12 protein-coding genes are annotated in these 11,471 nt (G+C 65.4%); 8 read left to right on the forward strand and 4 right to left on the reverse strand.

Annotated elements, in window-relative coordinates; translation table 11 throughout:
- Window positions 1-9: 9 nt before the first annotated feature.
- Window positions 10-1,119: a zinc-ribbon domain-containing protein gene (locus GL279_RS12335; protein ID WP_155064937.1), complete on the reverse strand. Its 1,110-nt coding sequence runs from the start codon at window positions 1,117-1,119 to the stop codon at window positions 10-12.
- A gap of 151 nt (window positions 1,120-1,270) precedes the next feature.
- Between GL279_RS12335 and GL279_RS12340 the strand changes: the two genes are divergently transcribed.
- From GL279_RS12340 to GL279_RS12360, 5 genes are all read left to right on the forward strand, one after another.
- Window positions 1,271-1,945, forward strand: a complete 675-nt coding sequence (locus tag GL279_RS12340; protein ID WP_343039801.1) for a cell division ATP-binding protein FtsE — start codon at window positions 1,271-1,273, stop codon at window positions 1,943-1,945.
- 26 nt (window positions 1,946-1,971) lie between these two features.
- Window positions 1,972-2,868, forward strand: a complete 897-nt coding sequence (locus GL279_RS12345; RefSeq protein ID WP_170293967.1) for a cell division protein FtsX — start codon at window positions 1,972-1,974, stop codon at window positions 2,866-2,868.
- Window positions 2,868-3,638, forward strand: a complete 771-nt coding sequence (locus GL279_RS12350) for a lysophospholipid acyltransferase family protein (RefSeq protein WP_155064938.1) — start codon at window positions 2,868-2,870, stop codon at window positions 3,636-3,638. The genes GL279_RS12345 and GL279_RS12350 overlap by 1 nt, the downstream gene beginning before the upstream one ends.
- Before the next feature lie 133 nt (window positions 3,639-3,771).
- Window positions 3,772-4,710: an ABC transporter ATP-binding protein gene (locus tag GL279_RS12355; protein ID WP_155064939.1), complete on the forward strand. Its 939-nt coding sequence runs from the start codon at window positions 3,772-3,774 to the stop codon at window positions 4,708-4,710.
- A gap of 8 nt (window positions 4,711-4,718) precedes the next feature.
- Entirely contained in the window at window positions 4,719-5,480 is a 762-nt protein-coding gene (locus tag GL279_RS12360) for an ABC transporter permease (RefSeq protein WP_343039802.1), read from the forward strand.
- Between the two features lie 40 nt (window positions 5,481-5,520).
- Here the strand turns inward: GL279_RS12360 and GL279_RS12365 are convergent, their stop codons facing one another.
- The 3 genes from GL279_RS12365 to GL279_RS12375 all read right to left on the reverse strand — a co-directional run bounded on the left by GL279_RS12365 (window position 5,521) and on the right by GL279_RS12375 (window position 6,653).
- Complete coding sequence (locus tag GL279_RS12365; RefSeq protein ID WP_155064941.1) at window positions 5,521-5,709, reverse strand: hypothetical protein; 189 nt, start codon at window positions 5,707-5,709, stop codon at window positions 5,521-5,523.
- Window positions 5,710-5,807: 98 nt separating this feature from the next.
- On the reverse strand, window positions 5,808-6,014 hold the full coding sequence (locus tag GL279_RS12370; RefSeq protein WP_155064942.1) for a cold-shock protein: 207 nt from the start codon (window positions 6,012-6,014) through the stop codon (window positions 5,808-5,810).
- 171 nt (window positions 6,015-6,185) lie between these two features.
- Window positions 6,186-6,653 carry a hypothetical protein gene (locus GL279_RS12375; RefSeq protein WP_155064943.1) on the reverse strand — a complete coding sequence of 156 codons (468 nt, stop codon included), beginning with the start codon at window positions 6,651-6,653 and terminating at the stop codon, window positions 6,186-6,188.
- A gap of 130 nt (window positions 6,654-6,783) precedes the next feature.
- Here GL279_RS12375 and rimO point away from each other — a divergent pair, with 130 nt between their 5' ends.
- From rimO to ettA, 3 genes are all read left to right on the forward strand, one after another.
- Window positions 6,784-8,154, forward strand: a complete 1,371-nt coding sequence (gene rimO, locus GL279_RS12380) for a 30S ribosomal protein S12 methylthiotransferase RimO (protein ID WP_170293965.1) — start codon at window positions 6,784-6,786, stop codon at window positions 8,152-8,154.
- Between the two features lie 121 nt (window positions 8,155-8,275).
- The gene (locus tag GL279_RS12385) at window positions 8,276-9,157 is read left to right on the forward strand and encodes a sulfotransferase family protein (RefSeq protein ID WP_246175295.1); all 882 of its coding nucleotides are present in this window, start codon (window positions 8,276-8,278) and stop codon (window positions 9,155-9,157) included.
- A gap of 74 nt (window positions 9,158-9,231) precedes the next feature.
- Window positions 9,232-10,887: an energy-dependent translational throttle protein EttA gene (gene ettA / locus GL279_RS12390; RefSeq protein WP_155064945.1), complete on the forward strand. Its 1,656-nt coding sequence runs from the start codon at window positions 9,232-9,234 to the stop codon at window positions 10,885-10,887.
- Window positions 10,888-11,471 lie beyond the last annotated feature (584 nt).

The following is an 11,471-nucleotide window of genomic DNA, read 5'->3' on the forward strand; positions in this document are numbered from 1 at the left end:
TGTGTGGCGTCAGTTGCCGGCGATGCGGGCAGCCTGATCGTGCAGCCACAGGCGAGCCCGGTCGATGCCCAGCCGCCATTGCGCAGCAGGGCCGGCCTCGGTTCCCGGCGCGGCGCGTGGGGCCAGCGCATAAGAGCCGACCAGCGCCAGCGCCAGCAGCACGGCCAAAGCAAAGCCCGCCGCATAGCCGCGCCCGGTGCGGGGCGCGCGCAGCGCCGGCACCTGCGCGCGCCGTTCGGGGGCAGGTGTGATCACAGCGGTTTCGGCCAGTGCGGGCTGGCTGGGCGCCGCCTGCGGCAGTGGACGCGTCAGCGTGGCCGCGAGTCGGGCCGCATCGGGCAGACGCGGCCGGGGCGGCTGTGGCGGGACGGGTTCGGGTGCCGGGGCTGCCGCAGGCTGGTCCTCGGGCTCGGGGTCGGTGATCGAGGCCACCGGCTCTTCGATCGGAGGCAGGGGCGGCGGCGTATCGGCGGCGCGTGGCGTCCGGCTTTCGGGCTGCGCATCGGCGGCGGGCGCGGATTCGGGTGCGATGGCCGGTGCGGCGGCAGCTTCGGGCGTTGGCTTTGGTGCGGCGGCCTTGTTCCGGCGGCTGTCGGCGGGGGCGGGCATTACGGCTTCGGGCACCGCAGCTTCGGGTTCGGCATCCGGCGACGTTCCGGCCGGATCGCGGATCGGCTCGCCGGGCAGGATCACCGTGCTGACCGGCCAGTCAAAGCTTGCCGGCTGCGGGTTGGCTGCGGGTTTAGGCGCCGGGGCGGCCTCTTGTTGCACAGATGTCACGGAATTGTGATCATGCGGCGCGCGGTCCCGCGCCTCGCGCGCACGGGCCGAAAGCTCGCGCTGGGCCTCTTCGCGCAGGATCGCCAGCACATCATCGTCCAGATTGCGGTGCAGCACCGGTCGCGCGCCCGCAGCAGGGCCCGAAGCGGCCGGATCCGGCGCAACCTCTGCGCGATCCAGAGTTTTCGGGGCGATTTCTTTGCCCTGTGCGGCGCTCTGAGGGCTGTCCTGATGCCAGACATGGCCGCAGGCCGAACATTCCACCTCGCGGCCGCCGGTCGGAATGACCGCTTCGGGGATCTCGTATTGGACCGCACAGCGGGGGCAGGTCAGGCGCATTTGCTCGTCTTTCTTGGCCGGTCTTGTTGCGACGCGGTCGTTCCCGCATCTCGCATTCGCCGCAGGACTGTTCTATCAAGCCGCGAACCGCGCGCCAAGCAGCCCGGCCGAATTGCCAGCCAAAGAAGCCCATGTGGAAGGGGACCTTAACGTGATCGAGATGCAGAACCTGTCCTTTGGCTATAGCGGGGACGAGCCTCTGCTGGCGGACATGTCTCTGAACCTGCCGCCGGGCTCGTTCCATTTCCTGACCGGACCCTCGGGCGCGGGCAAGACCACGCTGTTGCGGCTGTGCTATGCCGATCTGTTGCCGACGGCGGGCAAGATGCTGGCCTTTGGCGAGGATGTCACCGGGCTGTCGCGCGACGGCATCGCCGCACTGCGCCGCCGCGTCGGCGTCGTGCATCAGGACCCGCAATTCCTTGAACATCTGCCGGTGGCCGAAAATGTCGCGCTGCCGCTGATCGTTTCGGGCGAGCAGGTGGACATGCGCGCGCTGGGTGATCTTTTGGGCTGGGTGCAGCTGACCACGCACAGCCGCGTCATGCCGCAGGCGCTGTCGGGGGGCGAGCGGCAGCGCGCGGCCTTGGCCCGTGCCGTCATCATGTCGCCCGATCTGGTCATCGCCGACGAGCCGACCGGCAACCTCGACTGGGACATGTCGATGCGGCTTTTGCAGCTTTTGATCGAGCTGAACCGTTCGGGCAAGGCGGTGCTGTTTGCCACCCATGACATGAACCTGATCCGCGCCGCCAAGCAGCAGGTGCAGGCGCGGGTGCTGCGGATCGCCGGCAAGCGGCTGCAACTGGCGGGGGCGGACCTGTGAAGAAACCCGATCTGAAATCGCTTGATCTGGCTGCGCTGTGGCGGGGGCTGACCCAGCCCGATGGCGCCGGCACCGACCGCGTGGTGCCGCCGACGGGCTTTACCGCGCAGCTGACGCTGTTTTCGGCGGCGGCGATGGCCTTTCTGGCCGTTTTCGCGCTGGCTTTGGCGCTGGCGACGGGGCGGCTGGCGGAACGCTGGTCGTCGGAACTGGCCGAGACGGTGACGGTGCGACTGTCGGCCCCGCCAGAGCAGATGGACGAACAGACGGTGACGGTGATGGAGGTGCTCAAGACCTCGCCCGGCGTCGCCAATGCCCGGCTGCTGCCCGATGCCGAGGTCGAAAAGCTGCTGGAGCCGTGGTTCGGCCCCGATGTGCCGGTCGAGGCGCTGCCGGTGCCGCGCCTGATCGAGGTGACCGAGGGGGCCGGTTTCGACGCCGACGCGCTGCGCCTGCGCCTGCAGGGCGAGGCGCCGGGCGCGGTGCTGGACGATCACACCCGCTGGCGCGAGCCGCTGGTCAAGGCCGCCTCGCGCCTGCGGTTCCTTGGGCTGGTGTCGCTGCTGCTGATTGCGGCCACTTCGGCGGCGATGATCACGCTGGCGGCCAAGGCGTCGCTGGCGGCGAACGGGCAGGTGATCCGGGTGCTGCGCCTGATCGGGGCGCGCGACATCACCATCGCCACCGCCTTCGTGCGCCGCTTTACCCGGCGCGCGGCGCTGGGGGCGGCGGCAGGCACGGTCATCGGCATGATCGCCATCTGGGCATTGCCGGCGATGGACGAGGCCGGCGGCTTTCTGACCGGGCTGGGCTTTCAGGGTTTTGGCTGGATCTGGCCGCTGCTGATCCCGCCGGCCGCCGCCGGGATCGGCTTTTTCTCGACCCGCTGGGCGGCGCTGCGGATGCTGCGCGAGGTGCGCTGATGGCGGCGGGATATCGGCCGCGCCGGGCCTCGGGCCTCGATTGGCTGCGGACGGGCATTTACTATGTCTATATCGCGCTGGCGACGCTGGTGCTGGGCATCGTCGGCCTGCCGCTGGGTCTGCGCGGGCGAAATTCCGCGAACCGCGTCGCCTCGATCTGGCTGGGCCAGATGCTGGGCGCGGCGCGGGTCATTCTGGGCCTGCGCGTCGAATATCGGGGCGAGGTACCGGCGGGCGATCTGCTGATCGCCGCCAAACACCAGAGTTTCCTTGACATTCTGGCGCTGGCCCGCGCCTGTCCCCGCCGCGCCTTCGTGATGAAGCGCGAGGTGCTGAACGTGCCGATCATGGGCTGGTTTGCCCGCAAGGTCGGCTGCATCCCCATCGACCGCGCCCGGGGCAAGGAGGCCATGCGCCAGATCATCTCCGAGGTTGCGACCGCGCGTGAGACGCCCGAGGGGCTGGGGCAGCTGATCTTTTACCCCGAGGGCACCCGCACCCGCCCCGGCGAAAAGGTGCCCTACAAGCATGGCGTGACCGTGGTGCAGCGCGCCACCGGCCTGCCCATCGTGCCGGTCGCGGTGAATTGCGGCATGTTCTGGCCCAAGCGCGGCTTTCCGATCCGCCCCGGCATCGCCGTGGTTGAATTCCTGCCCGCGATCCCGGCCGGGCTGCGCGCCGAGCCGCTGCTGGCCGAGCTGGAAAACCGCATCGAGCCGGCCAGCATGGCGTTGTTTCACGAGGCGGGCGGGCGCGAGGCGCTGGCCTGAGCGCAGCCGCGCCGATCCCTGCCGCCATTCGGGCCGTCCTTGCGGTGGGCAGCGTCTTGCCCCGGGGACCGGCCTCGGTCAAAGCTGTCGCTGACACCCTGCGGCACCGCCCGCATGGCAAGGAGAGCACGGCATGAGCCCCCCCATCATCCAGATCGAGCATCTCGTGAAACGCTACGACTCGGGCACGGCGGCGCTGGACGACGTGTCGCTGGAAATCCGCGAAGGCGAGATTCTGGCGCTTCTGGGTCCGAACGGCGCCGGCAAGACCACGCTGATCTCGATCATCTGCGGGCTGGTCCGGCCCAGCGGCGGCGCGGTGCGGGTCGGCGGCCATGACATCCAGCGCGACTGGCGCGCGGCGCGGCGGATGATCGGTCTGGTGCCGCAGGAAATCGCGCTGGATCCGTTCGAGACCGTGCTGAGCTGTGTGCGCTTTTCGCGCGGGCTTTACGGCGAGCCGCCCGACGACCCCTATCTGGAACAATTGCTGCGCAGCCTTGCGCTGTGGGACAAACGCGACGCCCGCACGCGCGAGCTTTCGGGCGGCATGAAGCGGCGCGTGCTGATCGCCAAGGCGCTGGCGCATCGCCCCCGCGTGCTGTTTCTGGACGAGCCGACGGCCGGTGTCGATGTGGCGCTGCGCCGCGAGATGTGGCTGGTGGTGCGCGACCTGCGTGCCCAGGGCGTGACCATCATCCTGACCACGCATTATCTGGAAGAGGCCGAGGAAATGGCCGACCGCATCGGCGTCATCAACCACGGTCGCCTGCTGCTGGTGCAGCCCAAATCCGAGCTGATGGGCGAGTTCGGCAAGAAGCACCTGACCATCACCCTGCAGGAACCCCTGGCCGAGCTGGCGCCCGAACTGTCCGACCGGCTGGTTCTGGCGGCCGACGGCCTGTCCCTTGGCTATGATTATGATACGCGGGCCGAGCGCACCGGCATCGCGCAGCTTCTGGCCGCGCTGAACGCGCAGGGCATCGCGGTGCGCGACATTTCCACCAAGGAAAGCTCGCTCGAAGACATCTTCCTGTCGCTGGTCGAGGGCGGGCAGGAGGGCCGGGCATGATCGGAACCATCAACTGGCGCGCGGCCGAGGCGATTTTCGCCAAGGAAATGGCGCGGTTCTTTCGCACGGTCTGGCAATCGCTGGCCTCGCCGGTGCTGTCCACCGTGCTGTATTTCGTGGTCTTCGGCGCGGCGATCGGCGGGCGCATCCAGTCGGTCGAGGGCGTGGCCTATGGCGCCTTCATCGTGCCGGGGCTGATGATGCTGACCGTGCTGCAGCAATCGGTCAGCAATGCCAGCTTTGGCATCTATTTTCCGAAATTCTCGGGCACGATCTATGAATATCTGGTGGCGCCGACCGGCTGGATCGAGGTCACGCTGGGCTTTGTCGGTGCCGCCGCGACCAAGGCGATCCTGATCGCGCTGGTGATCCTGCTGACCAGCTTCTGGTTCAACGGCGTGCATATCGCGCATCCGTTCTGGATGCTGGCCTTTCTGGTGCTGACGGCGACGGCGTTTTCGCTTTTGGGCTTCATCATCGGGCTGTGGGCCAAGAATTTCGAGCAGTTGCAGATCGTGCCGATGATGGTGATCACGCCCTTGGTGTTTCTGGGCGGCGCCTTTTACTCGGCGGCGATGCTGCCGGCCTTCTGGCAGGGCGTGGCCAAGATGAACCCGGTACTTTACCTGATCTCGGGCTTTCGCTGGGCGTTCTTCGGCTTTGCCGATGTGCCGGTCGGGCTGTCGCTTGTGGCCGTGATGCTGATGATCCTTGCCTGTCTGGCGGCGACACGCTGGATCTTTCTGACCGGCTGGCGGCTGCGCGAGTGAACCGCCGCCGCCGCTGTCAGATGGCCCCTGCCGGCGTGCCTTACTTCTTGCGCGCCTTGGCAGGACCGGCGTCGCGCGCCAGCCGCTCGGCCCGCAGGCGGGCGGTCAGTTCCTGACGCTTTTCGGTTTGTTCGTCGATGATGCGGCGGGCTTCGGTCGTGGTACGGTCCGCAACCGTCAGCGGGGCCGGTTCGCGAAACAGCCCCCGTGCCCTGTCCTTGCTGCTCATGAAAGGCTCCTGCCTTTGCGGCCCGGCCAAAAGCGGCCGGGACCGGTGTCAGGACGGGGCATGCCCGTCAGCGCGCCCCGCAGGGCGCTACGGCAGAATCAGGCCAGAGCCAGATCGCGGGCCGACTGACGGCCGTCACGGCCGGATTCGATCTCGAACGTCACGGCCTGGCCGTCGTTCAGATGCGCGATATTGGCACGCTCCAGCGCCGAGATGTGCAGGAACACGTCCTTGCCGCCATTCTCGGGCGCGATGAAGCCATAACCCTTGGTTGCGTTGAACCATTTCACGGTGCCCTTGGCCATCGTGTCGTCTCCTTTGATACATCGCCCACGACATGTGGCGACCCGGCTCAGTCAGATCGAAAAGCAGCTGAAGCCGAAAGGAGACAGGAGCAGAGGAAATAACGTAGCGCCCCAAATGTGCCTGATCGGGGCCGATTCTGCAAGGCCAATGCCCCCGCAGGCCTCACCCGCCTAGCGGCAGATGCGGGTCTGCGGGTCCAGCCGGACATATTGCTGGGCCGAGATCTTGTGCATTTTCAGCGAGTATTTCCATTCGCTGTTCCATTTCTGCAAGATCCCGTTGCGATAGTAATTGCCCATGATCTGGTCCACCATCGGCGGGATGATCGTGGTGCCGGGGATGCGCGGCGCATGGAAACCCACGGTCGCGCCCGGACCCAGACAGGCATTGGGCAGGGTGATGTAGATGGTGCAGGCCGAACGGCAATAGCCGCGCACCTCGACCCGGCGGCCGCTGGCGGCCAGCTGCTGGCGATAGCGCACCGCCTCCATCACATTGCCGCCCTTGTTGTTGAGGATGACGATGGGATCGTCGCGGCGGGCTTGGCGGGCCTCGGCGCCATGCGGCAGCACGAAGGCGACCATGAGCGCGCCGATCAGCGCGAAGAAAAGCGGCAGGGCGGGTCTGGTTCGGATCATGGCGGGCCGATCTTGATGGTTGCGCAGCATTTATGCGGGCAACAACGCCAGAGGTCAAAATGATGTTCCTGTGTGCGTGCCGTGATGCTTGCCGCTTAACAAGCGCCCCGCTTGGCCCTATATGCCGCGCATGAGCCAGAACCCGCCCCTGTTGCGCCCCGATCTAGCCCCCAGCCCGATCTTCGACACCACGCGAAGGGCAGGGCAACCGACCATTGGCATGGTCAGCCTTGGCTGTCCCAAGGCGCTGGTCGACAGCGAGCGCATCCTGACACGGTTGCGGGCCGAGGGCTATGCCATCAGCCCCGACTACAAGGGCGCCGGCGCGGTCATCGTGAACACCTGCGGCTTTCTGGATTCGGCCAAGGCGGAATCGCTGCAAGCCATCGGCGAGGCCCTGTCGGAAAACGGCAAGGTCATCGTCACCGGCTGTCTGGGCGCGGAACCCGAATATATCACCGGCGCGCATCCTTCGGTGTTGGCCGTAACGGGGCCGCAGCAATATGAGCAGGTCCTGGACGCGGTGCATCTGGCGGTGCCGCCGTCGCCCGATCCGTTCATCGATCTGCTGCCGGCCAGTGGCGTCAGCCTGACGCCGCGCCATTACAGCTATCTGAAGATCTCCGAGGGCTGCAACCACGCCTGCAAGTTCTGCATCATCCCCGACATGCGCGGCAAGCTGGTCAGCCGTCCCGCCCATGCCGTGATCCGCGAGGCTGAAAAGCTGGTCGAGGCCGGGGTGCGCGAGCTTCTGGTGATCTCACAGGATACGTCGGCCTACGGGCTTGACCGCAAATATGCCACCGAACGCGGCCACCGCGCCCATATCACCGATCTGGCCCGCGATCTGGGCAGCCTTGGAGCCTGGGTGCGGCTGCATTACGTCTATCCCTATCCGCATGTGCGCGACCTGATCCCGCTGATGGCCGAGGGGCTGGTGCTGCCCTATCTGGACATTCCATTCCAGCACGCCCACCCGGACACGCTGAAACGCATGGCGCGGCCTGCGGCGGCGGCGAAAACCTTGGACGAGATCGCGGCATGGCGTGCGGCCTGCCCGGACATCACCCTGCGCTCGACCTTCATCGTGGGTTACCCCGGCGAGACCGAGGCCGAGTTCCAGACCCTGCTGGACTGGATGGACGAGGCGCAGCTGGATCGCGTCGGCTGTTTCCAATACGAAAACGTCAAGGGCGCGCGGGCGAACCTGCTGCCCGATCACGTCCCCGATGAGGTCAAGCAGGACCGCTGGGACCGTTTCATGGAAAAGGCGCAGGCGATTTCCGAGGCCAAGCTGGCCGCCAAGGTCGGCCGCCGGCTGGAGGTGATCGTCGACAGCGTCGATGCCGAGGGCGCCACCTGCCGCACCATGGCCGATGCACCGGAAATCGACGGCAACCTGTTCATTGACGAGGGCTTCGAAAGCTTGAGCGCCGGCGATATCGTCAGCGCGACGGTGGACGAGGCCGGCGAATACGACCTCTGGGGCCGGCTGGACTAGGTCCGCCCCGCCCGCAAAGGCATCGTTTCAGGCAGGGCGTAGGGGCAAAATGCCCGCACAAGGCGATTAACCCGCGCCTTGGTCTTTCGTCATGCTGCGCCGTGGCATAAGCAGGGGGCGCATGACCTCGCAAAAGGCAGGACGGATGAACTGGGACCCCGAAGGCAAGCCCCGCAAGCCGGATTTCATCGGCATCGGCGCGCAAAAAGCCGGCACGACCTGGCTGTCGCAAATGCTGTCCCAGCACCCCGAGATCTGGACCCCGCCCTTCAAGGAGGTGCAGTTCTTCAACCACCGCTTCATCGAAGAGCACCGCAGCTGGCTGCCGTGGCATTTCAAGCGCGCCAAGGCCAATATCCAGAAGCGCTATGAGACCCGGGGCGAGGATGTGCCGCGCGAGGTGCAGAAATACCTTGACCGCATCACCCGCGAGCCGATGTTTACCAACCATTGGTACAAGCTGGTGTTTTCCCCCGCGCCCGCTGGCAGCAAGACGCTGGACGTCACGCCGGAATATTCAACCCTTCCCGAAGAAGGCTTGGATTTCATTGCGAAATTCCTGCCCGATGCCAAGTTCGTCTATATCATCCGCCATCCGGTGGACCGCGCGATCTCGCAGCTCAAGATGAACCTGACGCGCAAGCGCCGCAAACCCGCCTCGATCGAGCAATGGCTGGCCGAGGTCGAGGATCCGGTGCTGGTCGATCGCGGCGATTACCGCACCTATGTGCCGCGCTGGAATGCCCGCTTTACCGCTGACCGGATGCTTTATCTGCCCTTTGGCATGATCGCGCGCGATCCCTTGGGTGTGCTGCGTCGGGTCGAAAGCTTTTTCGGCATTGCGCCCTTCGACTATCGCGACGTCGGCAAGAAGGTCTTTGCCTCGGACAATACGCTGGTGGTGCCCGACAAGGCCCGCGCCGCGCTGCGCGCCAAGCTGGAACCGCAGTTCGCCTTTCTGGACGAGACCTTCGGCAAGGAATTCACCAGCCAGTTCCGCTGAGCGGTGCTTTCCCTTTTGGCAAGTCTGCACTACATAGCGGCCAAGATTGGCGGTTTCACAGACGGGGAAAGATCATGGCCTCCTACCAGTTCGTTTACCACATGGACGGGGTGTCCAAGACCTATCCGGGCGGCAAGAAGGTATTCGAGAACATCCACCTGAACTTTCTGCCCGGTGTCAAGATCGGCGTCGTCGGTGTCAACGGTGCCGGTAAATCGACGCTGCTGAAGGTCATGGCCGGCATCGACAAGGACTATTCCGGCGAGGCCTGGGCCGCCAAGGGCGCCAAGGTCGGCTATCTGTCGCAGGAACCCTACCTTGACCCGCAGCTGAATGTGCGCGGCAACGTCATGGAGGGCGTCAAGCACAAGCAGGCCAAGCTGGATCGCTACAACGAGCTGGCGATGAACTATTCCGACGAGACCGCCGACGAGATGGCGCGGTTGCAGGACGAGATTGACGCCGAGAACCTGTGGGATCTGGACAACCAGATCGACATCGCCATGGAGGCGCTGCGCTGCCCGCCCGACGATGCCGATGTCGAAAGCCTGTCGGGCGGGGAACGCCGCCGCGTCGCGCTGTGCAAGCTGCTGCTCGAAGAGCCGGACATGCTGCTGCTGGACGAACCGACCAACCACCTGGACGCGGAAACCATCGCCTGGCTGCAAAAGCACCTGATCGAATACAAGGGCACGATCCTGACCGTGACCCACGACCGCTATTTCCTTGACGACATCACCACCTGGATCCTTGAGCTGGAACGCGGCCGCGGCATCCCGCATGAGGGCAACTATTCCAGCTGGCTGGACGCCAAGGCCAAGCGGCTTGCGCAGGAAGCGCGCGAAGACAAGGCCAAGCAGAAGGTCATGGAAAAGGAGCTGGAATGGATCCGCGCCGGCGCCAAGGCCCGTCAGGCGAAATCCAAGGCCCGGATCGCCGCCTATAACAAGATGGCCGATGAATCGGTCAAGGATCTGGTCGGCAAGGCCCAGATCGTCATCCCGCACGGCCCCCGCCTTGGCAACAAGGTGATCGAGGTCGAGGGTCTCTCCAAGGCCATGGGCGACAAGCAACTGATCGAGAACCTGTCCTTCAGCCTGCCGCCGGGCGGCATCATCGGCGTGATCGGCCCGAACGGCGCCGGCAAATCGACGCTGTTCAAGATGCTGACCGGGCTGGAACAACCCGACGAGGGCACGGTCACCATCGGCGATACGGTGAAACTGTCCTATGTCGACCAGTCGCGCGACAGTCTGGACCCGGAAAAGAACGTCTGGGAGGAAATCTCGGGCGGGGCCGAGATGATCGAGCTGGGCGATGCGCAGGTCAGCAGCCGCAACTATGTCGGTTCGTTCAACTTCAAGGGCAGCGACCAGCAGAAAAAGGTCGGCCTGCTCTCGGGCGGGGAACGCAACCGCGTCCACATGGCGAAACTGCTGAAATCCGGCGGCAACGTGCTGCTGCTCGACGAACCGACCAACGATCTGGACGTCGAAACGCTGCAGGCGCTGGAGGCCGCGATCGAGAATTTCGCCGGCTGCGCGATCATCATTTCGCACGACCGCTTCTTCCTCGACCGTCTCTGCACGCATATCCTTTCCTTCGAGGGCGATGCCCATGTCGAATGGTTCGAAGGCAACTTCGAGGATTACGAAGCCGACAAGATCCGCCGCCTCGGCCCGGATTCGGTCGAGCCGAAACGGGTGAAATACAAGAAATTCACGCGCTGAGGGTTTGATCTGCAAAGCGCCCGTGACCGGCTGTCCGGTCGCGGGCTGGGCTTTGGAGGTGCCCGCCATCGGCAGTGGGGCGGCTGCCCTTCGCGTCACCTGCGGGAGAACTTGGTGAGATCGGGGGGCCGTGGTCCCTTCATCGTTTTCGCGCCGTCATGAAGGTGCGGAGATCGTGACGCCGCGCTGCGCTGCCAAAGCCAAGGCTCCCTCTGGGCTGCGCAAAGCCTTGCAATCCATTGATCTATCAGCGGCACTTGGCGCAACAGAGTGCATACCTCTCAGGGATGCAGACGACGCCGAAGATGCTGCGGATAGCGGGCGCCGGTTTCTTTTCTCTTTCGATATAGGCAACAAACCGGAGAACATCTCTTCTTTGATCTGGGCGGCGGTCGCGGACGAAATGGGTGTCAGACCTCGTTTCCCCTCTATCGCCAACTCTATCGCGGACCTTGAACTAGGCCGTGTTGACAAAAGGGGTTCCGTTGGCAGTCGTCCTATGATTCAAGCTCATCTCTGCTTGGGAGATGGGCTTGGCGCGCAACCTGATATCCGACGATGAGTGGGCCTTCTTCGAGGGCTTC

The sequence above is a fragment of the Paracoccus limosus genome, from assembly GCF_009711185.1.
GTDB lineage: Bacteria > Pseudomonadota > Alphaproteobacteria > Rhodobacterales > Rhodobacteraceae > Paracoccus > Paracoccus limosus.